Source organism: Cellulomonas sp. P2_F12, assembly GCF_056403775.1.
The window spans coordinates 14697-35968 of sequence record NZ_JBFUEV010000009.1 but is presented as its reverse complement, the minus strand read 5'-3'; the positions used below and the strand labels follow the sequence as shown (position 1 = coordinate 35968).

At 73.6% G+C, this 21272-nt stretch carries 23 protein-coding genes and 1 pseudogene; 11 read left to right on the top strand and 13 right to left on the bottom strand.

The window, feature by feature from the left end; genetic code table 11:
- Positions 1-312: 312 nt before the first annotated feature.
- Positions 313-855 (top strand): potassium channel family protein, encoded by a 543-nt coding sequence (locus AC1DWH_RS16785; RefSeq protein ID WP_477094642.1) that lies wholly within the window; start codon positions 313-315, stop codon positions 853-855.
- Here AC1DWH_RS16785 and AC1DWH_RS16780 read toward each other — a convergent pair.
- On the bottom strand, positions 848-1453 hold the full coding sequence (locus AC1DWH_RS16780; protein WP_456847436.1) for a GNAT family N-acetyltransferase: 606 nt from the start codon (positions 1451-1453) through the stop codon (positions 848-850). The two genes, AC1DWH_RS16785 and AC1DWH_RS16780, sit on opposite strands and share 8 nt — an antisense overlap.
- 72 nt (positions 1454-1525) lie before the next feature.
- On the opposite strand from AC1DWH_RS16780, the gene AC1DWH_RS16775 reads away from it, so the two are divergent.
- Both AC1DWH_RS16775 and AC1DWH_RS16770 read left to right on the top strand, forming a co-directional pair.
- Positions 1526-1765, top strand: coding sequence for a hypothetical protein (locus AC1DWH_RS16775; RefSeq protein WP_477094641.1), 240 nt, complete (start codon positions 1526-1528; stop codon positions 1763-1765).
- Positions 1766-1808: 43 nt separating this feature from the next.
- A complete protein-coding gene (locus tag AC1DWH_RS16770; RefSeq protein WP_477094640.1) occupies positions 1809-3767 on the top strand; it encodes a glycoside hydrolase family 15 protein in 1959 nt (652 codons plus the stop codon).
- An 870-nt stretch (positions 3768-4637) separates the two neighbouring features.
- Here AC1DWH_RS16770 and AC1DWH_RS16765 read toward each other — a convergent pair.
- The 9 genes and pseudogenes from AC1DWH_RS16765 to AC1DWH_RS16725 form a co-directional block, all read right to left on the bottom strand.
- A pseudogene (locus AC1DWH_RS16765) lies at positions 4638-4943 on the bottom strand (epoxide hydrolase N-terminal domain-containing protein); the annotation flags it as partial.
- Positions 4944-4947: 4 nt separating this feature from the next.
- Positions 4948-5328, bottom strand: a complete 381-nt coding sequence (locus AC1DWH_RS16760; RefSeq protein WP_477094639.1) for a nuclear transport factor 2 family protein — start codon at positions 5326-5328, stop codon at positions 4948-4950.
- Positions 5329-5385: 57 nt separating this feature from the next.
- Positions 5386-6654, bottom strand: a complete 1269-nt coding sequence (locus tag AC1DWH_RS16755; protein ID WP_477094638.1) for a DUF1254 domain-containing protein — start codon at positions 6652-6654, stop codon at positions 5386-5388.
- 48 nt (positions 6655-6702) lie between these two features.
- Positions 6703-7281: a hypothetical protein gene (locus tag AC1DWH_RS16750; RefSeq protein WP_477094637.1), complete on the bottom strand. Its 579-nt coding sequence runs from the start codon at positions 7279-7281 to the stop codon at positions 6703-6705.
- Positions 7278-7853, bottom strand: a complete 576-nt coding sequence (locus tag AC1DWH_RS16745) for a DUF6286 domain-containing protein (protein ID WP_477094636.1) — start codon at positions 7851-7853, stop codon at positions 7278-7280. Before AC1DWH_RS16745 ends, AC1DWH_RS16750 begins: the two co-directional genes overlap by 4 nt.
- Positions 7850-8209, bottom strand: a complete 360-nt coding sequence (locus AC1DWH_RS16740; RefSeq protein ID WP_477094635.1) for an Asp23/Gls24 family envelope stress response protein — start codon at positions 8207-8209, stop codon at positions 7850-7852. Before AC1DWH_RS16740 ends, AC1DWH_RS16745 begins: the two co-directional genes overlap by 4 nt.
- Positions 8202-8381, bottom strand: a complete 180-nt coding sequence (locus AC1DWH_RS16735) for a DUF2273 domain-containing protein (RefSeq protein ID WP_477094634.1) — start codon at positions 8379-8381, stop codon at positions 8202-8204. The genes AC1DWH_RS16740 and AC1DWH_RS16735 overlap by 8 nt, the downstream gene beginning before the upstream one ends.
- Before the next feature lie 9 nt (positions 8382-8390).
- Positions 8391-8759, bottom strand: coding sequence for a hypothetical protein (locus AC1DWH_RS16730; protein WP_477094633.1), 369 nt, complete (start codon positions 8757-8759; stop codon positions 8391-8393).
- Positions 8760-8779: 20 nt separating this feature from the next.
- Positions 8780-9229 carry an Asp23/Gls24 family envelope stress response protein gene (locus tag AC1DWH_RS16725; protein ID WP_456844804.1) on the bottom strand — a complete coding sequence of 150 codons (450 nt, stop codon included), beginning with the start codon at positions 9227-9229 and terminating at the stop codon, positions 8780-8782.
- A 150-nt stretch (positions 9230-9379) separates the two neighbouring features.
- Between AC1DWH_RS16725 and AC1DWH_RS16720 the strand changes: the two genes are divergently transcribed.
- Both AC1DWH_RS16720 and AC1DWH_RS16715 read left to right on the top strand, forming a co-directional pair.
- Complete coding sequence (locus AC1DWH_RS16720; protein ID WP_456844803.1) at positions 9380-9934, top strand: RNA polymerase sigma factor; 555 nt, start codon at positions 9380-9382, stop codon at positions 9932-9934.
- Positions 9925-10377: a hypothetical protein gene (locus tag AC1DWH_RS16715; protein WP_477094632.1), complete on the top strand. Its 453-nt coding sequence runs from the start codon at positions 9925-9927 to the stop codon at positions 10375-10377. Before AC1DWH_RS16720 ends, AC1DWH_RS16715 begins: the two co-directional genes overlap by 10 nt.
- Here the strand turns inward: AC1DWH_RS16715 and AC1DWH_RS16710 are convergent, their stop codons facing one another.
- Positions 10378-11757, bottom strand: a complete 1380-nt coding sequence (locus AC1DWH_RS16710; protein WP_477094631.1) for a DUF1254 domain-containing protein — start codon at positions 11755-11757, stop codon at positions 10378-10380.
- A gap of 81 nt (positions 11758-11838) precedes the next feature.
- Between AC1DWH_RS16710 and AC1DWH_RS16705 the strand changes: the two genes are divergently transcribed.
- Positions 11839-14424 carry a circularly permuted type 2 ATP-grasp protein gene (locus tag AC1DWH_RS16705; RefSeq protein WP_477094630.1) on the top strand — a complete coding sequence of 862 codons (2586 nt, stop codon included), beginning with the start codon at positions 11839-11841 and terminating at the stop codon, positions 14422-14424.
- The gene (locus AC1DWH_RS16700; RefSeq protein WP_477094629.1) at positions 14421-15335 is read left to right on the top strand and encodes a transglutaminase family protein; all 915 of its coding nucleotides are present in this window, start codon (positions 14421-14423) and stop codon (positions 15333-15335) included. The genes AC1DWH_RS16705 and AC1DWH_RS16700 overlap by 4 nt, the downstream gene beginning before the upstream one ends.
- Here AC1DWH_RS16700 and AC1DWH_RS16695 read toward each other — a convergent pair.
- Both AC1DWH_RS16695 and AC1DWH_RS16690 read right to left on the bottom strand, forming a co-directional pair.
- Complete coding sequence (locus tag AC1DWH_RS16695; protein WP_477094628.1) at positions 15332-16252, bottom strand: hypothetical protein; 921 nt, start codon at positions 16250-16252, stop codon at positions 15332-15334. The two genes, AC1DWH_RS16700 and AC1DWH_RS16695, sit on opposite strands and share 4 nt — an antisense overlap.
- 127 nt (positions 16253-16379) lie before the next feature.
- Positions 16380-16910 carry a DinB family protein gene (locus tag AC1DWH_RS16690; RefSeq protein WP_477094627.1) on the bottom strand — a complete coding sequence of 177 codons (531 nt, stop codon included), beginning with the start codon at positions 16908-16910 and terminating at the stop codon, positions 16380-16382.
- Between the two features lie 283 nt (positions 16911-17193).
- Here AC1DWH_RS16690 and AC1DWH_RS16685 point away from each other — a divergent pair, with 283 nt between their 5' ends.
- The 4 genes from AC1DWH_RS16685 to AC1DWH_RS16670 all read left to right on the top strand — a co-directional run bounded on the left by AC1DWH_RS16685 (position 17194) and on the right by AC1DWH_RS16670 (position 21272).
- The gene (locus tag AC1DWH_RS16685) at positions 17194-17799 is read left to right on the top strand and encodes a TetR/AcrR family transcriptional regulator (RefSeq protein WP_456844795.1); all 606 of its coding nucleotides are present in this window, start codon (positions 17194-17196) and stop codon (positions 17797-17799) included.
- Between the two features lie 4 nt (positions 17800-17803).
- Entirely contained in the window at positions 17804-18943 is a 1140-nt protein-coding gene (locus AC1DWH_RS16680) for a methyltransferase (RefSeq protein ID WP_477094626.1), read from the top strand.
- Between the two features lie 112 nt (positions 18944-19055).
- Entirely contained in the window at positions 19056-19241 is a 186-nt protein-coding gene (locus tag AC1DWH_RS16675; protein ID WP_456844793.1) for a hypothetical protein, read from the top strand.
- A gap of 21 nt (positions 19242-19262) precedes the next feature.
- Complete coding sequence (locus AC1DWH_RS16670; RefSeq protein ID WP_477094625.1) at positions 19263-21272, top strand: NHL domain-containing thioredoxin family protein; 2010 nt, start codon at positions 19263-19265, stop codon at positions 21270-21272.

Below are 21272 nucleotides of genomic sequence, written 5' to 3'. Positions count from 1 at the left end.
ATGCACTATCTCGCGTCGGTGAGTCGTCCGCGCGCTCCGCAGTTCCAGACTCCGAGTCCTGAAGGCCGCGCGGAGCGAGCTGAAGAACATCGGCTACGAGATCTTCGTCGGCGTGCTGTCGCTGCTGTCGATCTTCGACCTCGTGCTGATCGGCTTCGCCCGGCGCGGCGGCGATCTCGACCAGGTGCTGCTGGTCATGAACGCGATCTTCAGCGGCACCTCCTCATCGACTTCACCTACCGGCTCGCGACCGCCCCCTCGCGCAGCGCGTACTTCTTCCGGCACTTCGGCTGGGCGGACCTGCTGGCCAGCGTGCCGTTCCCGCAGTTCAAGTTCCTGCGGATCTTCCGCCTGGTGCGGGTGTTCCGGCTGCTGCGCGAGGTGGGCGGTCGGGCCGTCGTACGCAGCCTGCTCCGCGACCGGGCCGAGAGCGCGCTCCTGATCCTGCTGCTCACGGGCATCCTCGTGCTCCAGTTCGGCAGCCTCGAGATGCTCCGCGTCGAGCACGCCGCCCCCGGCGCCAACATCACGACCGCGTCCGACGCGCTCTGGTACACGATCGTCACCATCTCGACCGTCGGCTACGGCGACCAGTACCCCGTGACCAACGCCGGCCGCGTCGTCGGGGTCGTCATCATCGTGGTCGGCGTCGGCATCTTCGGGACGTTCACCGGCTACCTGGCCAACCTCTTCCTGGCTCCCCGCAAGCGGCCGACCGGGACTGTCGACGAGCCCACGCAGCTGGACCGGCTCCGCGCCCTCCTGGCCATGCCCGACGTCACCGTCGCGGACGTCGACCGGCTCCTCGAGCTGCGGGGCGACACGTCGACCGGGGGCGACGCACCCCTCACGTGAGGTCGAGCGTCAGCGTCCGTCCCCAGTCGTGCTGGCTCTCCAGCTCGAACCCGACGCGGTGGTAGAAGGCGACCGCGCCCTGGTTGCGGTCGTCGACGCCCAGGTAGAGGCCCGGTACGCCACGGCCCCGCAGCGCCGCGGACAGCGTCTCGACCAGCCGGCGCCCGAGGCCCTGCCCCTGGGCGCGGGGCAGCAGGTCGATGTGCATGTGCGCCGGGAACCGCTCGAAGAGCGCCTCGTCCGCCCGCGGCCACTCGTGGATCCGCTCGATCAGCACGTGGTCCTCGCTGCCGTCGCGCGGGTCCTCCCGGCGCGGGTAGCGGGCCCGCAGGGCCGGCCACCAGGCCTGCTCGAGCCACTGCTCGAACCGGGCCGTGTCGGCCGTCGCCACGATGTAGCCCACCAGCCCGAGCTCGTCGACGACGACGAACGTCAGGCCGGGGTCGGCGATCGGGTATGGGCCGGCGTAGAGGTGGGGCAGCAGGTCGGGGTCCCCGTACAGCGACGTCGCGTCGCCGCCCACCTCGCCCGTCAGCAGGCAGATGCGGTAGATCGACGGCAGGTCGGACGGGTGGAACGGCCGGATCACAGCGGGCATGACCACGACCTTCTCACGGGCTCACAGGAATCAGGGGTCCAGGATCGGCGTCGACCTGCCGATGACAAGAATGTGACGCTCATCACCGACTCCGCCCCCGACCTGCTGCACCAGGTGCTCGTCGTCGCCGTCGGCAAGTGCGACGACGACGGCAACAGCGTCGGCCCCCTGTACAGCGTGCTCAGCTGCGCCCCCGCCCTGCACCCGGGTGCGGTCGTCGCCACGCCCGACGAGGCGTTCGCGCTCGCGCGGCAGCACATCGGCGCCCAGCCCGACCCCGAGACGTACGAGATCGTCAGCCTGCTGACCTGACGGAGCCTGCTGACAAATCGCCACGACTCAGTCACCCTGAGTCATGGCGACGCCCCCAGCCGGCCCCCGCACCGAGGTCTCGCGCGCCGCCCCCGAGTCGGACGGCGCCCACCGGTCGGCCTTCCCGCCGATCGCCAGCTACGCGTTCCTGTCCGACTGCGAGTCGAACTGCTTGATCTCCCCCGCCGGCGCCGTCGAGTGGATGTGCGTCCCCCGGCCCGACTCGCCCAGCATCTTCGCCTCGATCCTCGACCGCGGCGCCGGGTCCTTCCGCGTGGGTCCGCACGGCATCCGCGTCCCGACGGCCCGCCGCTACCTGCCGGGCACCCTGGTCCTGGAGACCACCTGGCAGACGCCGACGGGCTGGCTGATCGTCCGCGACGCGATGGTGATGGGGCCCTGGCACAACCAGGACGAGCGGTCCGCGACCCACCGCCGCACCCCCACCGACGACGACGCCGAGCACATCCTGCTGCGGACCGTCACCTGCGTGAGCGGCACGGTGGACCTGCAGGTCGAGTGTGCCCCCTCACCGGACTACGGCCGCAGCGAGCCGCACTGGGAGTACGACGGCACCGGCTACAACGCCGTGCACGCGATGTCCCCGGACGGATCGAGCTGCCCGACCCTGCGCCTCACGTCGAGCCTGCGGATGGGCATCGACGGACGGACCGCGTCCGCCCGCACCCGCATGGTCAACGGCGACAAGGCCTACATCGCCCTGTCCTGGTCGCCCCTGCCGGCGCCGGCCACGTGGGAGGCGGCCGCCGACCAGCTGTGGCGCACCCAGGAGTTCTGGCGCGAGTGGATCACGCAGGGCGTGTTCCCCGACCACCCGTGGCGCACCTACCTGCAGCGCAGCGCGCTCACGCTCAAGGGGCTCACCTACGCGCCGACCGGTGCCCTGCTCGCGGCGGCGACGACCTCCCTGCCCGAGACCCCCGGCGGCGAGCGCAACTGGGACTACCGGTACGCCTGGATCCGCGACTCGACGTTCGCCCTCTGGGGCCTGTACACGCTCGGCCTGGACCGCGAGGCCAACGACTTCTTCGCCTTCATCCACGACGTCTGCCGGGACAACAAGGACCTGCAGATCATGTACGGCGTCGGCGGCGAGGAGAAGCTCGAGGAGTTCGAGCTCGGCCACCTCTCGGGCTACGAGGGGGCGATGCCCGTCCGCGTCGGCAACGCGGCCTACGACCAGCGGCAGCACGACGTGTGGGGCGCGGTGCTCGACTCCGTCTACCTGCACACCCGCTCCCGCGAGCAGCTGCCCGAGGCGCTGTGGCCCGTGCTCAAGCGGCAGGTCGAGGCGGCGATCCGGCACTGGCACGAGCCCGACCGCGGCATCTGGGAGGTCCGCGGCGAGCCCCAGCACTTCACGTCCAGCAAGCTCATGTGCTGGGTGGCTCTCGACCGCGGCGCCCGGCTGGCCCGGATGCACGACGAGCACGACTTCGCGGCGCAGTGGAGCAAGCTGGCCGCCGAGATCCACGCGGACATCTGCGCCAACGGCGTCGACGAGCGCGGCGTGTTCGTCCAGCGGTACGGCTCCGACGCCCTCGACGCCTCGCTCCTGCTGGTCCCGCTCCTGCGGTTCCTGCCGCCCGACGACCCCCGCGTGCGCGCCACGGTCCTCGCGATCGCCGACGAGCTCACCACCGACGGCCTCGTCCTGCGCTACCGCGTCGAGGAGACCGACGACGGCCTGTCCGGCGAGGAGGGCACGTTCACCATCTGCTCCTTCTGGCTCGTGTCGGCGCTGGTCGAGATCGGTGAGCTCGACCGCGGCCGCGCCCTCTGCGAGCGTCTCCTCTCGTTCGCCAGCACCCTCAACCTGTACGCCGAGGAGATCGACCCCCGCTCGGGGCGGCACCTGGGCAACTTCCCGCAGGCCTTCACGCACCTGGCCCTGATCAACGCGGTCATGCACGTCATCCGCGCCGAGGAGACGGCCGGTCACGACGGGATCCACTTCGAGCCCCCCAACCGCGGCGGCTGAGGCGGGCGCCGCGGCACTCGCGTGAAGACTCCGTTCCGCTGGACGCAACGAAGTCTTCACGCGAGCCGTACACGGGGTCAGCGGGCGGAAGAACGCGCGCAGGTCGCCGACCAGCAGGTTCGGTGCCTCGAGGGCCGCGAAGTGGCCACCGCGCGTGTGCTCGGTCCAGTGCACGAGCCGGTGCTCGTGGGCGTCGAGGTGCCGGATCGCCGGGTCCGTGGGGAACAGGGCGTGGCCGAACGGGACGTCGTCGGCGACGACCGTCCGCGGCGCCGCCACCCGGTTCTCGTAGTACAGGTGAGTCGACGTCGCGCCGCTGCCGGTGACCCACAGCAGGGTCGCCAGGTCGAGCAGGTGGTCGCGCCCGACGGCCTCGGCGGGGTCGTCGACGGCCGGGTCGGTCCAGTCGTGGACCTTGTCGACGATCCACGCCAGCTGCGCGACGGGCGAGTCGGCCAACCCGTAGGCGAGCGTGTGCGGGCGGGTGGAGTGGATCGCGGCGTAGCCGGTATCGGTCTCGCGACGACGGGACGCCCATGCGAGCCGCTCGCGCTCGGCGTCGGTGCGCGCCTCGTGGGACGGCGGCACGTCGAGGTTGCCGTGCACGTGCACCCCGACCACGCTGCCGAGCGCCACCCGGCCGAGCTCGGGCGACACCACCGACCCCGTGTCCCCGCCGGCGGCGCCGTACCGGTCGTAGCCGAACGACGACATCAGGGCCGCCCAGGCGCGGGCGATCCGGCCGTGGTCCCAGCCCTCGTCGGAGAGCGGGGTCGAGAACCCCACGCCCGGCAGCGACGGGACCACGACGTGGAACGCGTCCGGCCCGGGCGCGGTGAGCGGCGCCAGCAGGTCGAGGTACTCGAGCACCGACCCCGGCCACCCGTGCGTGAGGACCAGCGGCAGCGCGTCGGGGTCGGCGGAGCGGGCGTGCAGGGCGTGGACCATCTGGCCGTCGATCGACGTCCGGACCTGCTCGACGGCGTTCAGCCGGGCCTCGACCCGCCGCCAGTCGTACCCGGAGAGCCAGTGCTCGACCAGCCCCTGCAGGTAGTCGACCGGCACGCCGCGCGACCAGCCGACGGACGTCAGCGTGGCGGGCCAGCGGGTCCGGCGCAGGCGGTCCCGGAGGTCGCCGAGGACCTCGTCGGGCACGTGCACCGTGAACGGCTGCACCGGGTCAGGCGTCCTCCGCCGCCGCGGAGTACGTCTTCTCGGGCCAGTACGCCCACTCCTCGAACAGCTCGGCGCGCCCGTCCGGCCCGAACCGCAGCACCCACAGGTCGCGGTACTCCTGCGGCTTGTCGCCGCCGTACTGCACCTCCACCCGGACCACCGCGTCGCGCCCGTCGGCCGCGACCACGTCCGCCGTCATCTCGAACGGGGTGTCGTCCTTCCAGAAGCCCCGGATCGCCTCGATGCCCTCCAGCGGCTCCGGGTCGTACGGCGACCGCAGGTACCGGGCGTCCTCGTGGAACAGCCGGTCGAGTCCGTCCACGTCCTGGTCCCGCCACGCCTGCTCGTACCGCTCGACCCACCCCGTGACCGCGTCCCTGCCCATCAGCTTCTCCCTGGTCGGTGTCCGTCCAGTCGAGTCTCCACCCGGACACCGACAGGCTCAGGCCCGTTGCAGCGGCGGCAGCCGGTAGGTCCCGTCCCGGAGCGACGGGCCGCCGCCGTACCCGCGGACGACGAGGGTGAACGGACCCTCCGGCGAGGGGATCCAGTTGCTGGTGTCCGCCGGGGCGTCGTGCTGCACCAGGAGGGTCAGCGAGCCGTCCTCGGCGAACGCGATGCCGGGCGTCCGGTCACCGATCGAGTACCGGTCGATCGGGTTGGCGACCAGCAGTCGCTCCGGCAGCCGGTACATGGTGGCCGACCAGAAGAACGCCACGTCCGGCAGCTCGCCCGGGCCGAACGTCACGGTGTACAAGTGTGCTCCGACGGGGTGCTCGCCCGCCGAGTCGACCAGCCACCCGCCGTACCAGGCCTCGGAGGTCGGCAGTCCGAAGATGCCCTTCATCGCCCCGAGGTTGCGCTGGTCGTACCTGCCGGCCATCTCGGCGCGCAGGCCGAACAGTCCCACCGAGGTGGTCGTCCGCTCGGCGTGCTCCGTGAGGGTCGCCGCTCCGTCGGCGAGCCCGGCGAGCAGCTCCGCCTCCCGGCCCGCGGGATCGAACGTGCCCTCACCGGTCAGCCCGATCTCGGCCAGCCGAGCCCGCACCTCGGCGTCCTCGTCGGCGACCGGGGCGAGCTGCAGCAGGAAGTCGAGCAGCGTGAAGAACCCGACGCCGTGCGTGTGCTCCTGCTCGTCCCAGACCGGCCAGTCGATCGCGGGAGCGGGATCGGGCGAGGGGACACCGGCGAAGACGCTCAGGGGCTCGACCTCGTAGGACCGCTGGATCGCCTGGAGCGCGTCGAGGTCGCCGTCGACGGACGCCGTCCTGCCCAGGCAGCCGACGACGTCCGTGGCCGAGCGGACGACGCCGGCGATCCCGTCGGGGACCGTGCCGTCCCAGCCCGGCCCGGCCAGCAGGTACGACCCCGCGCCCTGGCCCGTGGTCACGGCGCCGACGTACCCCGCGTACACGGTGTCGAGCTGGTGGAACGGGAGGATGTAGTACCGGTCGACCGCCGGGACCGACACCACCCACGGCTCGGCCCGTAGGTCGAACCAGCCCCAGGAGTACGGGGTGTCGTTGTTCGGCGTGACGATGTCGGTGTTCTCGGGCCGCGCGGGCGTCGAGTAGTGCCGGTAGTGCCCGAACCCGCCGACGTACCGCGGGTCGTCCGCGTCGACCGCCTGCGCGTAGAGCGTCCGGTAGTTCTCGACCAAGGCGTAGCCGAAGCGGTAGGCCTCGGCGGCGAGCTCGCGGACGTCCGTCATCGATGTCTCCTCACGCGGCAGCGGTCGCAGCCACTCTGGCACGCGACCTCACTGCACGCGCGGGCCGGTCTCGCCCCGCCGCAGCACCGACAGCTCCACCCGGGAGCGCAGCTGCTCGGCGGGCAGGACGTGCGCCAGGTCGGCCAGGACGCGGTCGCAGGCCGACACGACCGCGTCGAGGTCGGAGTCCGGGTCGACCGTCGCCCGCAGGCGCACGACGAGCTCGCCGCGGTCGGCCAGCACGGCTCCGCGCGCGGAGCGGATCAGGGTGTCCTCGGCCAGCACCTCGGCGGCGGTGGCTACCGCGGGTCCGGGGTCGACGACGAGGCGGCCGGACTGCTCGCCGTCCGGCAGCCGCAGCGACCCGACCGTGCGGCGCGGCAGGTGCGCCAGCAGCCACCAGAGGCCGATGACGACGAGCGCGACGCCGACGACCCCGGCGAGGACGGCGTAGCTCGACGCCCCGGTCACCTGTCCCGTGTCGACCTCCACGGACGACGGCACGTCGGGCCACACGTCCGCGAGGAAGCCGACCTGCCAGCCCACGGCTGCCACGCCGAGGACGACGAGCACGAGGCCGAGGAGCAGCAGGAGCACCCGGTCGAACGCCAGGATCGAGCGCCTCATCGCCCGTCACCCCCGGCGTGCAGGCCGGCGGTCACCCTGCCGACCACCTTCACCGACAGGGGCCGCACCAGGGGCGCGAGCCGTTCGGTGACGGCCGCCCGGACCGCGTCGGTGACGTCGTCGCCCTCCAGGGTCGTCACGGTGACCGTGACCGAGCGACGCGTGGCCGAGGCGCGGGCGGACAGCACACGGTCGACGTCGTCGGCCGCCGACGCGGCGAGGCGGGCGGCGTCGCCGATCCCGATCGTCGTGCCCGCCGACGACGTGACGGCCAGGCGCGTGCGGACGCGGCGCCCGAGGGCGATCACGACGAGCCACAGGCCGAGCAGCGCGAGCACCACGCCGACCACGGTGACCAGCGTCGACGGTCCGACTCCGTCCGCGCGGTCCACGACAGGGGCGATCCACGGCTCGCCGTCGACGGTCCCGGCGGCCACGAGCGCGTCGCGGACCACGAGCACGCCGAGCACGACGAGGAGCACGGCGAGCGCGATGCTCCACCAGCCGACGCGGCCGGCACGGGTGGCGGCCGCGGCAGGCGCGAAGCCGCGTGGGGTCTCGACGTGGGTCATCGCACCCTCGCGGCCGGTCGGGCGTCGGAGGCGGCACGCACGACCTCGCGGACGGCGACGCTCACGTGGTCGACGTCCTGGCCCGCCTGACGTTCGAGCTCGCGGCGGACGGCCTCCTGGACGCCGACGGTGACGCGGGCGGCGGACGCGGGCCACGTGATGGCGACCTCGACCTGCACGCGCGCCCGGGTCCCGGCGCGCTGCCACTGGACCCGGGGGTAGCCGCGCCCGAGCCTCCGCTCGATCGTGCCCGCGGAGTCCTCCGGGGCGACTCCGGGCACCTCGAGGGTCACCTGACGGGCGATCCGCGTGAGGGCGCGGTCCGCGATGGTGAGCGTGCCGCGCGCGTCAGCCACGGCGACGTCCCGCGACGAGGCCGGAGACGTCGATGCGGCCCTCCACGACGAGGCCGACGAGCACCCCGACCGCCGCGAGCACGAGGGCGAGCACGAACATGCTGAACCCGCCGACGGCGGCGACGAGCGCGAGCAGCAGGCCGGCGAACAACCCGATGGCGACAGACGACATGGTGGCTCCTCAGACGATGGTGTCGATGTCCTCGACGTGGACGCGGACAGGACGCGGGGCGATCGCGGAGACCGCGCGCTGGACGCGGGCCGCGGTGTCGGGCACGGGGACGAGGTCGGAGACGACGACGTGCACCTCGGTGCCCTCGTCGTCGATCCGGACCCCCGTCACCCGGCGACCCGGCAGGTAGGTGCCCAGCTCGCCGAACCGGCCGCCGTGCAGCCGGACCACGCCGGGCACCGCGAGGACGGCAGCGGCCACCACCTCGGCCGGGGTGAGCGGGTCCGGGGCGACGTCGCCGATGACGACGACCTCGGGCCGGGGCTCGACCAGGTCGAGGGGGGCGACGTCGGGCGCGACCTCCAGCGGCGTGGGCACCGGCGCCTCGTCGGGACCGGTCACTGGACCCGCTGCTCCTGCGGGGCGGCCGGCTGCGCGTCGTCCTGCGGGAGGTGCACGTCGTTGACGGAGACGTTGACCTCGACCACGTGCAGGCCGGTCATCTGCTCGACCGCGCTGATGACGTTGCGCCGGATGCCGTTGGCCAGGTCGGCGATCGAGACGCCGTACTCGGCGACCAGGTCGAGGTCGACGGCGGCCTCGGTCTCCCCGACCTCGACCGACACGCCCTGGGAGTGGTTGGTGCGCGCGCCGGGGATGCGCTCGCGCAGGGTGCCCATGGCCCGGGCGGCGCCGCCGCCGAGGGAGTGGACGCCCGTGACCTCGCTCGCGGCGATGCCGGCGATCTTGCTGACCACCGTGTCGGCGATCGTCGTGCTGCCCTCGGGCGTGACCAGCGCGCTCTGGCGCGAGCGGGTGGCCGGGGCCGTGACGGTGGGCTCGCTCATGGTGACCTTCTCTCGACGTCTGCCCGCGCCGGATCGGCGCGTACCCCTGGTTGGTCGAGGTCGCGCCCGATTCGTCACGCCCAATCTGGTGTGACCTGCGTCACACTCGTCGGGATGCGGTCGTCGACGGCAGGGCACAGAGTGCTCGGGATGGACGAGCGCGAGGTTCCCGACGAGGTGCTCGCCCGGCGGGCCGGGCTCGGTGACCGCAGGGCGTTCGCGGTCGTCGTCGACCGGCACGGCCCCGCGCTCTATCGCTACGCCCGCCGGATGCTCGATGATCCTCGCGACACCGAGGACTGCGTGCAGGAGGCCTTCTCCGCCGCGTGGGCCTCGTTGCCGCACTTCGAGGGCCGGTCGTCGTTGCGCACCTGGTTGTTCGCCATCACGGCGCACAAGGTGCGGTCCCTGCAGCGCAGCCGCCCCCGCACCGCGATGCCCCTGCCGTTCGCCCCGGACGACGAGGAGGATCGTCACGCGGTCGACCCCGAGCGGTCGGCCGAGGCGACGGAGCTGCGCGAGGCGCTCGACGCCGCACTGCGCGAGCTCCCGCCGGGTCCGCGCTCGACGTGGCTGCTCCGGGAGGTGGAAGGTCTGTCCTACGACCAGATCGCCGAGGTCGCCGGCACGACGACGAGCACTGTCCGCGGCCAGCTCCACCGGGCGCGGGCGCACCTGGTCCGGCGGATGGAGGCATGGCGATGAACGGGGACCAGCTCCTCTCGCAGGCCGCCCGGACGCTGCGCGAGCACACCGACGCCGGGTGGGTCGCGCTGCGCGACGACGTCGTCGCCGCGGCCGTCCGCGCCTTCCGCCCCTCGGCGCCGGTCCGCGGTCGGCTGCCGGGGGGCGCGCTGTGGGTGGCGTCGACCGCGCTGGTGGCCCGGGTCCGGGTCGCGCTCGACGACCTCCCGCGTGCCGGTGCCCTGCGGATCACCTGCACGACCACCGCCGACGACGAGCTGGACCGCCTCACCGTCGAGGTCGTCGCGCTGTACGGCACGCCGCTCCTGCCGCTCGCCGACGAGGTCCGCCGTCGGGCCGCGACCGCCGCCGCGGAGACCCTGGGACTCACCGCCCCGCCGCTGACCCGGGTCCGCGTGGACGTCTCCGTCGGGGACGTCACGGCCGACCCGAGGCACCTGTGATCACCGCGGCGTGATGTCCCCCAGCGTCCAGGTGCGGTCGAAGTACGGCTCCAGCGGCCCGTAGAACCGGAAGTACGAGAACCAGTGCTGCCCGGGGATCGTCTGCACCCAGTTGTCGTCCCGACCCTCGGGCGCCGACGGGCCGAACCACAGGTCCACCGACCCGTCGGCGTTGCGCGCCAGCTCGGCATCCCGCGAGCCGCGGTCTCCGCGCTGCTGCGGGTTGTCGACGAGGCACCGCGTCCGGACGTCGTACACGGTGGCGGACCAGAACCCTGCGGCGGGCACGTCGGCCGGTACGTGCAGGGTGTAGTCGCGGCCGCCGTCGAGCCACTCGCCGTCGGACCCCACGTACGCCGCCAGGTACGCCTGCCCCTTGCCGGGCGTCCGGCTCTTCATCGCCTCGGAGAAGCTGACGGCCTGGTAGAACCAGGACGCCCGCTCGAGCAGCTCGTCGTGGTCGGGCCCGCGCTGCGTCGGGCTGCTCAGCGCGAGCGCCTGGTCCCAGGCCCGGTCCGGCCAGTACCTCGACCCCTCGAACCGCTTGGCGAACGTGTTGGCCTGCGCGATGAGCTCGCCCGCCTCGGCACCCTGCGTCAGGATCCGCTGCAGGCGCTCGTCGGGGGCGAACGGCTTGCCCTTCTCGATCCCCAGCTGCCGCATCATCGCGAGGTAGAACCGGTCGCGCTCGTCGACGATCTCGGTCTGGTAGACCGCGTGCAGCCGCTCGAAGTAGTCCAGGCCGCGGGGCTGGTCGCCGTCCCAGCGCCGGCCGTCGGGGGACAGCACCCGGGTGGGCGGCGACGCCATCTCGTCGAGCCGCGTGATCCGCAGGCCGTCGACGATGCCCTGCGCCCGGACCGGGTCCGGGTCCAGGGTCCGGAAGCCGAACATGACGTTCATCCCCGTGGCGCGGTGGACGTAGTAGTCCTCGTCGACCTCCGGCTGCTCGACCCCGGGCGGCAGGACCAGGTGCTTGCCGCCGCCGCCCTCGTCGGGCCCCATCTCGCCCAGGACCGCGAACTCCCGCTGCCAGAAGTCCGACGCGCCACCGGCGACGGGACCGGGCGGTACCTCGACCACCAGCGGGCCGGTCCGGCCCAGGTCGATGAACGAGACCAGGTACGGCGTCGTCGCGTTGGCCGTGATCAGCCCGAGCCGGTCGGCGTAGGTGACGTAGTGGACGATGTCGTAGTCGGTGGCCATGAACACCTCGCGGTGCTGCTGCTGCCACTGGGCGTAGGACACCAGCGGCAGCGCCCAGAGGTACACCTGGGTGGCCAGCTGGTGGTCGAGCGCGTCGAACACGAGGGGCAGGTCGTCCCGGTGCGGGAGCTCGCCGTCGAGGCGCACGCGGCCGAGGTCCCCGGGCAGTGTCATGGCCCGAGTGTGGCCGGGACACGCACGCCCGGCCACCGCAGACGCGCACACCTGCCGCCGTCGTAGGACACACTCCTGTCTGTGACCGACCTGCTCTCGTCCCCCCGCCTGCAGGGCGAGTCGGGGCTGGTCGACCACCGGGCCGACTGGTCGTGGCTGTCGGACCCCACGGACGTGCCCTCCGCACCGGACCTGGCGCGCGCCCGCGAGGAGGCCGAGCGGCTCCTCGCGGACCACGGCGTCACGTACGGCGCGGACCAGGAGGACGGCGAGCACCCCTGGCACCTGGACCCCCTGCCCGTCATCGTCGACGAGCCCGAGTGGGCCCGGCTGGACACGGCGCTGGTGCAGCGCGCGGAGCTGCTGGACGCGATCCTGCAGGACGCCTACGGCCACCGCCGCCTGCTCACCGACAAGCTGCTGCCGCCGACGATCGTCCTGGGGCACCCCGGCTTCGTGCGCGCGGTCGACGGGCTGCGGCTGCCGGGCGGTCGGGAGCTGGTCCTCACGGCCACCGACCTGGTCCGCGACGGGTCCGGCGCGTGGTGCGCGGTGGCGGACCGGACGCAGGCGCCGTCGGGCGTCGGGTACGCGATGGAGGACCGGCGGATCGTCTCGCAGGTGCTGTCGGGGGTGTACCGGCAGGCGTCGATACAGCGGCTCGGGCCGTTCTTCCGCGCGCTGCGGCTGGCGCTGCGGGACGTCGCCCCCGGGCACGCCGAGCAGCCCCGGGTCGTCCTGCTCACCTCGGGCCCGTCCAGCGAGACCGCGTTCGACCAGGCGTACCTGGCCTCCATGCTGGGGCTCCCGCTGGTGGAGGGCTCCGACCTGCTGGTCCGCGACGGCCAGGTGTGGATGCGAGGCGTCGAGGGTCTGGAGCCCGTCGACGTCGTGCTGCGCCGGGTCGACGCCGAGTGGTGCGACCCGTTGGACCTGCGGCAGGGCTCCCGCCTCGGGGTCCCCGGGCTGGTCCGGGCCGTGCGCGCCGGGACCGTCAGCGTGGTCAACCCGCTGGGCAGCTCGGTGCTGGAGAACCCCGCGCTGCTCACGTACCTCCCGCGGCTGGCCAACGCGGTGCTCGACCAGGACCTCGCCCTGGCGTCCGCCCCGACGTGGTGGTGCGGCGAACCGAGGTCCCTGCAGCACGTGGTCAGCCGGCTCGAGCAGCTGGTGATCCTCCCGACGGTCCGCGGCACCGACATCGGCACGATCCTCGGCTGGACGCTCAGCCACCGCGAGCGCGAGCAGCTGGCCGCGCGGATCACCGCCGAGCCGTGGCTGTGGGTCGGGCAGGAGCCGGTCGGACCGGCCGGCCCCACGGTGGACGGCACGCCGGTGGGCGTCGGCAGCGACCTGCCGTCGGCCGAGGGGGTCGGCCCCGCCGACCTCGGGCCGCGCGCCGCGGTGCTGCGGACATACGCCGTGGCGCACCGGTCGAGCTACACGGTCATGGCCGGCGGGCTCGCGCGCGTCGCGGCCGGCCACGTCGTCTCGTCGGCCCTCGGCGCCGCCGCCAAGGACGTGTGGGTGCTCTCGACGCAGCCCGACGCGCCGCTCGAGCCGTGGGTGCCGTCCGACGAGTCCTCGGCCGGCGAGCCGGCGACCCCGCGCCGCCCGGCCACCGGCATCTCGCCGCGCACCGCGGAGAACCTCTACTGGATGGGCCGGTACGCCGAGCGCGCCGAGGGATCGAGCCGGTCCCTGCGCGTGGTCATCGACCGCTGGGACGACTTCCACAAGCGCCCGGCCTCGGCGGGTGGGCAGGCCCTGCACGTGCTGCTCTCGACGCTGACGCCCACCGAGCAGTCGGCACCGGCCTTCCGCGACCTCGTGCTGGACCCCCGGAGCCCCGGCACGGTCGCGCGGTCGGTCCGTCGGCTCGCCGCCTCCGCCGCCGCGGTCCGCGACCAGCTGTCGACGGACACGTTCGGACCGCTGGCCCGGATCGACCGCGCCCTGCGCGACGAGCGGAACAAGACCCGGGGCCGGGCGCACGGGCGCGACTCGCTCGACCTCGGCGTCGTCGGCGGCAGCACCGTGACCGCCGGCCTGCGCCCCGCGCTCGACCGGGTGCTCGAGGGCCTGCTCGCCATCGCGGGGATCACGGCCGAGGGGCTGGTCCGGGACGTCGGGTGGCAGTTCCTCGACGCCGGCCGGCGCATCGAGCGCGCGCAGCACCTGGTGGAGAGCCTGCTGGCCACCGTGGTGCAGCAGCGGCCCGCCGACGTCGACTCGGTGGTCCGGGAGTCCGTGCTGCTGGCGCACGAGTCGGCCATCACGTTCCGCCGCCGGCACCAGACCGGCGCGGGCCTGGCGGAGGTGCTCGAGCTCCTGCTGCTCGACAGCACCAACCCGCGGTCGCTCGCCTACCAGCTGGACCGCCTGCGGGAGTCGCTGGCGCTGGTCCCGCTGGCCGGCCGGGCCCCTGACCAGCGCGATCACCTGCTCGCCGACGTCGTGGACCTCCTGGCCGAGGTCGACCCCGTCGCGATCGCCGGGGCCGTCACCGAGGACGGGCGCCGAGCGCGGCTGGCCGAGACCCTCGAGTCGATGCTCTGGCGCCTGCACTCCGCCGCCGACGAGATCGAGCGCGTCCACTTCGTTCGCCTCGCCCCCAGCCGCGCGCTCGAGGATCCCTGGGACGCCCGGGACGGTGGTGCCGAGTGACCCGCACCTACGACCTCGTGCACCGCACGACGTACACCTACGCGAACGTCGTCACGGACTCGTACGGCCGCACGACGATGACCCCGCGCGACGTGCCGGGCCAGTCGTGCGTGACCACGTCCATCGAGATCGACCCGCTGCCCGCGGACACCAACGTCCACGTCGACTACTTCGGCAACCGCACCACGTACTTCGGCGTCACGACGCCCCACACGAAGCTCGTCGTCACCGCGCGCTCGACCATCGAGGTCAGCCGCCACGCGCCCGACCCGACCGCGCTGCCGTCCGTCGGGTGGCACGAGGTCGCCCGCCGCGTCGCCGCGAGCGAGGTCGGTCGGCTCGACCCGAGCATCGTGGACCTGCGCGAGGCGCTGCTCCCCTCGCCGCACGTCACGTTCGCCGACGAGGTCCGCGCCTGGGCCGCCCCGACGTTCGCGGAGGACCGGCCGGTGGTCGAGGTCCTGGTCGAGCTGGCGCACCGGATCCGCACCGAGCTGGCATACCGCTCCGGCTCGACCACCGTGCACACCACGCAGGCCCAGCTGCTGGCGCAGAAGGCGGGCGTCTGCCAGGACTTCGCGCACCTGATGATCGCGGCGCTGCGGCTGCACGGGCTGCCCGCGCGGTACTCCAGCGGCTACATCGAGACCCGGCCGCCCGCCGGCCGCGAGAAGCTGCGCGGCGCCGACGCCTCGCACGCCTGGGTGTCCGCGTGGGTGCCCGGCGCCGGCTGGGTGGAGGTCGACCCGACCAACGACCAGCTGGTCGACGACCGGTACGTGCTGCTCGGCTGGGGCCGCGACTACGACGACGTGCCGCCCCTGCGTGGCGTCATCTTCACCGAGGGCTCGGGCTCGCGCCTCACGGTGTCGGTCGACCTGGTGCCGAGCGGCAGCGAGCCGTACCTCTAGCGCCGGGCGGTCGCCCGGTCGCGCAGCTCGTCCGGGGGCACGACGAACCCGCCGCTGTCGACGACCGTCCCGCCGACCGCCCGCCACAGGGCCGCAGCGACGCGCGCGACCGACGGCTCGACCCGTGAGCGCGCGATGAGGTGCAGCTGCGAGGGGTGCTCGGCCAGCAGCTCCTCGGGCTGCGGCGGGTGCCAGGTCACGTGGTACGACCACGGCCCGAACTCCCGCCAGTCGAGCCGCGACAGCGCGACGGGGATCTCGCGCGAGCGACCGGTGCGCACCGTGATCGCGCCGTCGTACTCGAACGTGCCGGTCACCGAGAAGGTCGCCGGTCCCTCCCCGGTCGACTGCTGCGGGACGTCCGTCGGTCCCACCCGGGCGCCGGTCAGGGCCGGCCGGACCAGCGGCAGCGCGTCCTGCGCCGACAGCGGGACCGGGGACCACAGGGTGAGGTCGACGGCGGACCCGGGGTCGGGGACCACCAGCCGGGCACGGTCCGCGGGCACGATGGCGCCGGCCGCGCGGCGGGCCGCGGCGGACATCCAGCCGTAGACGAGGTCGAGGGAGGCGTCCGCGCCCGAGGGCACCACGGCGTAGAGATCGACGTCCTGCGGCGTCAGCCCCGCGGCCCGTGCGTCGGCGGCGACCAGCGGCACCGGACCCTCCAGCGAGGCTGACGCGTCCAGGCGCAGAGCCCCGGGGACCGCCTCGACGTCGTCCGTGGCGACGCCCCGGAAGCGCGCCCCGGTCATCGGTCGGGCGCTCGCCGCTGCCTGCGCGGCGCTGACCGGCTCGCGGGTCCACGCGGAGTCCGGGAACCACGCCGTGGCCAGCGCGGCCAGATCGGTCCCGCGCGGGACGACCAGGACGTGGCGACCGTCGAGCACGCTGGGGAGGTCCACCTGCGGCAGGCTCATGCGGGCGCACGGTACACACCCCGTGATGCGGGCGTGTTACATGCCGACCGTCGTCTCGCAGGTCATCGCGTTATCCACAGGAATCGGCGTGTTGCACACGACTGTGGACAGAAGCTGTGGACAACTCTCAGGCGTGGACGTCGTGCAGGTGGTGGACCACGTCGTGCAGGAAGTACTGGCCCAGCGTCAGCACGGTGAACCCGGACCCGTTGGAGCGCCGACCCGTGCGGTCCCACCGGTCGCCGGCCACGCCGTCGAACCGCGCGGCGATGACCTCGGCGGCGTCGACCAGCTCGTCGGCCACCACGGTCGGGTCCTGCAGGTCGTACCGGTCCTCGAGCGCCGTGGCGTCCTGGTCCCAGTTGGCGAACGGCGGGTCGTCCTGCGTGAGCATGAGCTCGAGGCGCCCGTCGAAGACCCGGAACACGTCGCGCACGTGCGCCCCGTACTCGAGCGCCGACCACGTGGTCGGCGCCGGGCGCTCGCGCGCGTCGGGCCGGTGCAGCGCGGAGACCCAGCGCGGCGCGAGGTCGCGCACGGTGCCGCCGATGGCCGGGCCGTCGACGTCCGTCGCCGTGTAGCCGCACTCCGGGCAGCGCTGCGACAGGACCCAGGTCCAGTCCTTGGTGTCGGGCTGGATCTCTTCGTTGCTCGTCATGCACGGCACGCTAGACGACGAGCCCGCCGATCGACCGCCATCGGCCGTGGATGTCCCGCCAACAGCGTGCCGACGACGTCACCACGACCAGGTCCAACCCCGCGAAAACAACACTGGACGCGTTCTGGAGCCTCAGAACGCGTCCCACGTTGTTCTCGCGCGGCCGCGCGACCATGTGCTTGCCGCTCTCATCCGGCCCGAAGGCGGCGGTCACCACATGGTCGTGACGCTGCGCCTCTGGCAGGCGCGGGCGTTTGGTGACAAACCGTGCGATGATGTCACGATGCCCAAGATCATCGGCGGATCGCTGCACGAGCACCGTGAGCAGACCCGCCAGAAGCTCTACGCGGCGCTGTCGAACCTCATGGCCGACCAGGGCTTCGACGCCATCACGCTCGCCGAGATCGCGTCCGCCGCCGGCGTCGGGCGCACGGCGGTCTACAACCACTTCCCCGACAAGGAATCGCTCCTGCTCGGGTTCATCACGCACGAGACCGAGCAGTACGCGGCCACCCTGCAGCGCGCGCTCGACGACATCGACGACCCGACCGAACAGCTGCAGACCTACGTCCGCCAGCAGGCCGAGCTGACCCGCGTGTACCACCTGGCCCCCGGCCCGGAGCTGCGGTCGGTCCTGTCCCGCGGCACCCAGCAGCGCGTCCGCGAGCACGTCGTCGTGGTCGAGCAGATCCTGCGGGGCATCCTCGCCGCGGGGATCGAGTCGGGCGCGTTCCCGGACCAGGACCTCGACGTCACGGTCCCGCTGATCAACGCCTGCCTGTCGGGGCGCGGCGTTCCCCCCGACGGGCCCGAGCGGGAGCGCGCGATCGCGCAGACCGAGGCGTTCGTGCTCCGCGCCGTCGGCGCCGCTGCTGCTGTGCCGGCCTGACCCGGTGGCGCAGCGCGGACGCGGCCGACCCCCCGCCCACCACGGCAGCCACCCCGCCGACCGTCGACCCGGTCGTCGCCCGCCGGCCCGGCGCTCCACCGAGCTCGAGCTGACGTTCCTGCCCGGCCTGGGTTCCCTGGTGGCCGACGAGGCTGCCGGCCTGCTCATGCTCGACGGTTCCCCGGAGCCGGTCCCCGGTCGCGACGACGCCCTCGCGGTCTCCGTCTGGAGCCCGCCGGCCGAGGCCCTCGCCCTGCGCACCGCCGTCGCCGCGTTCCTCGTGCTGCACTTCGACGTCCCGCGCCCCAAGTCGCTGACCAGCGGCGATCACCTCGCCCGCATCGTCGACGCCGTGTACACCTCGCTCCGCGCCGGCGGCTCCTCGAGCTTCCGGTTCGAGGCCGCGGGCAGCGACTCGGCGGTCTTCGAGCGGCTCGCGGCGCTGCTGTCCGAGGCCACCGGCCTGCGCTACGACGATCGCGAGGGCGAGCTCGTCGTCCGCGTCCGCCGCGGCGTCCGCCCGGGACCGTCCGGGGACCCCGGCTGGGACGTCCTGGTCCGGCTCGGGTCGCGCCCGCTGTCCGCCCGCCGCTGGCGCGTCACCGACTACCCGGGTGCAGTCAATGCGACGATCGCGGCGGCGATGGTGCGACTGGGCTCCGTGGACGACGCCGACCGCGTCCTCAACCTCATGTGCGGCTCCGGCACGCTGCTGGTCGAGCGCCTGTCGGCCGGCGCGGCCGCCGACGCCGTCGGCGTGGACCTCTCCGCCGACGCCCTCACCGCCGCGTCCGAGAACCTCACCGCGGCGACGTTCGGCCGCGACGCCCGGCTGCTGAGCGCCGACTGCACGGGCCCCGCGCTGGTCGAGGCCGTCGGCACCGGCTACGACCTCCTGCTCGCGGACCCCCCGTGGGGCACCCTGCACGGCACCCACGCGACCAACGCCGAGGTCCACGCCGGCATGCTCCGGGCGGCCTACGACGCCGCCGCGCCCGGCGCCCGGTTCGTCGTCCTCACGCACGAGATCAAGGTGATGGAGCGCTGCCTGCGCGAGGCCGACGCCCTCTGGCGCGTCCGCTCCGAGACGCGCGTCTTCGCCAAGGGTCACCACCCGCGCATCTACGTCCTGGACCGCACCTGACGACGATTTCCGCGGCCGAAACGGTGTGATGCAGGTCATATCACCCTTCCGGACGTGCCCGATGTACGGATTCACCCTGTTCACCGCTCGACAGGCACGCCAGGCTGAACGCATGGAGAACGAGCTGCGGGTCGAGGTGACCGACCAGGACATCGCGCAGGCACGGCGCGAGTGGAAGCACTCGTGCGAGTCCTGCGCGCCGGCCGAGGTCGTCGCGCACCGCTACTGGCTCCTGCGCCAGCTCGTCCACACCCAGGCGCAGCAGATCGCGGACGACCTGCGGGCGGGACGACGCTGAACCCTGGGTGAGAATGGACCCGTGCGTGAGAGTCGTCTGCCCCGGGTCCGTGCGTCCGAGCTGGTCGGGCGCGGGTGGCTGAACACCGGCGGCCGGGACGTGACCCTGGCCGACCTGCGCGGCAAGATCGTCGTCCTCGACTTCTGGACGTTCTGCTGCATCAACTGCCTGCACGTCCTGGACGAGCTGCGCGAGCTCGAGGAGCAGCACCGCGACGTGCTGGTGATCGTCGGCGTGCACTCGCCCAAGTTCGTGCACGAGGCTGACCCGGTCGCGCTGGCCGCCGCCGTCGAGCGCTACGAGGTCCACCACCCGGTGCTGGACGACCCGGACCTGGTCACGTGGTCGGCGTACACGGCACGCGCGTGGCCGACACTCGTCGTGATCGACCCCGAGGGCTACGTCGTCGCGCAGATGGCGGGCGAGGGGCACAAGAACAACGTCGAGATCCTGGTCCGCGAGCTGATCGCCGAGCACGAGGCCAAGGGCACGCTGCACCGCGGCGACGGCCCCTACGTCCCGCCGGCGCCGAGCGAAGGAACGCTCCGGTTCCCCGCCAAGGCGATCGCCCTTCCCGACGGCCACCTGCTCGTCGCCGATGCCGGGCACCACAGCCTCGCGGAGCTGTCGGAAGACGGCGAGACGCTGGTGCGACGGATCGGGTCGGGTCAGCGAGGGCTGGTGGACGGGGGTCCCGACGAGGCCCGGTTCAGCGAGCCCAACGGCCTGTGCCTGGTGCCCGACGAGCTCCGGCCGTGGCTGGGCTACGACGTCCTGGTCGCCGACACGGTCAACCACGCGCTGCGCGGGGTCCGGCTCGCCGACGGCGTCGTCACCACCGTGGCCGGGACCGGCGAGCAGTACATGGTCGGCGCGGCGGACAACATCCTGGGCGTGGACGGCGCCGACGAGCCCGACGAGGAGCCCGCGTTCGAGCCGGCGATCGGCGAGCCCGGCGACGAGGTGGCGGCGTTCGCGTCGTCGCTGAGCATCACGTCCGACGACGACCGCGCCGCGGCCCGCGGTCGGCACGCGCAGCCCGCGGCGTCGTTCGTGCCCGGCCCTCGTCGCCAGAAGCTCTCCTCTCCGTGGGACGTCGCCTGGTCCCAGCCCCTCGGCGCGTTCGTCGTGGCCATGGCCGGCAACCACACCCTCTGGGCGTTCGACGACAAGCAGGGCTCGATCGAGCTGCTCGGCGGCACCATGAACGAGGGCCTGCTGGACGGCCCGCTGCACGAGGCGTGGTTCGCGCAGCCGTCCGGGCTCGCGGTGGGTGCCGACGACAAGATCTGGCTGGCCGACTCCGAGACCTCGGCCCTGCGCTGGGTGGACCCGGTGGGGCGGACCGTGCACACCGTCGTCGGCGAGGGGCTGTTCGACTTCGGCCACCGCGACGGGCCGGGCGCCGAGGCCCGCCTGCAGCACCCGCTCGGCGTCGCGCTCCTGCCCGACGGCTCGGTCGTCGTCGCGGACACCTACAACGGCGCCGTCCGGCGCTACGCCGACGGGTCCGTGAGCACGCTCGCCACCGACCTCGCGGAGCCCAGCGGGATCGTCGTCCTGGACGGCGGGGCGAGCCTGCTGGTCGTCGAGTCGGCGGCACACCGCCTCACCCGGATCGCGCTGCCGGCCACCCTCGTCGGACAGATCCTCGACTCGGGCAGCCACCGCACCCGGCGGCCGGTCACGGAGCTGGCCCCGGGAGAGGTGCGGCTCGACGTCGTGTTCACGCCCGCCGCCGGCCAGAAGTACGACGACCGCTACGGCCCCTCGACCCGGCTGCAGGTCTCGTCGACCCCGCCCGGGCTGCTGCTCGAGGGCGCCGGCGACGACGTCCCGCTCGACCGCGTGCTGCGGCTCGACCCGTCAGTCCCGGAGGGCGTCCTGCACGTCACCGCGCACGCGGCCTCCTGCGACGCCGACCCGGCGATCGAGTACCCGGCCTGCCACCTCAACGCGCAGGACTGGGGCGTGCCGGTCCGGCTGGTCGAGGGCGCCCCGGCGACCCTGACCCTGCCGCTGCACGGCTAG

What these genes read in the sequence shown, in the direction of transcription:
- AC1DWH_RS16675 (WP_456844793.1), top strand. Translation starts at nt 19,056, where the DNA reads ATGGAGAACGAGCTGCGGGTCGAGGTGACCGACCAGGACATCGCGCAG.
- AC1DWH_RS16720 (WP_456844803.1), top strand. Translation starts at nt 9,380, where the DNA reads ATGGACGAGCGCGAGGTTCCCGACGAGGTGCTCGCCCGGCGGGCCGGG.
- AC1DWH_RS16745 (WP_477094636.1), bottom strand. Translation starts at nt 7,853, where the DNA reads ATGACCCACGTCGAGACCCCACGCGGCTTCGCGCCTGCCGCGGCCGCC.
- AC1DWH_RS16735 (WP_477094634.1), bottom strand. Translation starts at nt 8,381, where the DNA reads ATGTCGTCTGTCGCCATCGGGTTGTTCGCCGGCCTGCTGCTCGCGCTC.
- AC1DWH_RS16695 (WP_477094628.1), bottom strand. Translation starts at nt 16,252, where the DNA reads ATGAGCCTGCCGCAGGTGGACCTCCCCAGCGTGCTCGACGGTCGCCAC.
- AC1DWH_RS16685 (WP_456844795.1), top strand. Translation starts at nt 17,194, where the DNA reads ATGCCCAAGATCATCGGCGGATCGCTGCACGAGCACCGTGAGCAGACC.
- AC1DWH_RS16755 (WP_477094638.1), bottom strand. Translation starts at nt 6,654, where the DNA reads ATGACGGACGTCCGCGAGCTCGCCGCCGAGGCCTACCGCTTCGGCTAC.
- AC1DWH_RS16770 (WP_477094640.1), top strand. Translation starts at nt 1,809, where the DNA reads ATGGCGACGCCCCCAGCCGGCCCCCGCACCGAGGTCTCGCGCGCCGCC.
- AC1DWH_RS16725 (WP_456844804.1), bottom strand. Translation starts at nt 9,229, where the DNA reads ATGAGCGAGCCCACCGTCACGGCCCCGGCCACCCGCTCGCGCCAGAGC.
- AC1DWH_RS16710 (WP_477094631.1), bottom strand. Translation starts at nt 11,757, where the DNA reads ATGACACTGCCCGGGGACCTCGGCCGCGTGCGCCTCGACGGCGAGCTC.
- AC1DWH_RS16780 (WP_456847436.1), bottom strand. Translation starts at nt 1,453, where the DNA reads ATGCCCGCTGTGATCCGGCCGTTCCACCCGTCCGACCTGCCGTCGATC.
- AC1DWH_RS16760 (WP_477094639.1), bottom strand. Translation starts at nt 5,328, where the DNA reads ATGGGCAGGGACGCGGTCACGGGGTGGGTCGAGCGGTACGAGCAGGCG.
- AC1DWH_RS16690 (WP_477094627.1), bottom strand. Translation starts at nt 16,910, where the DNA reads ATGACGAGCAACGAAGAGATCCAGCCCGACACCAAGGACTGGACCTGG.
- AC1DWH_RS16750 (WP_477094637.1), bottom strand. Translation starts at nt 7,281, where the DNA reads ATGAGGCGCTCGATCCTGGCGTTCGACCGGGTGCTCCTGCTGCTCCTC.
- AC1DWH_RS16715 (WP_477094632.1), top strand. Translation starts at nt 9,925, where the DNA reads ATGGCGATGAACGGGGACCAGCTCCTCTCGCAGGCCGCCCGGACGCTG.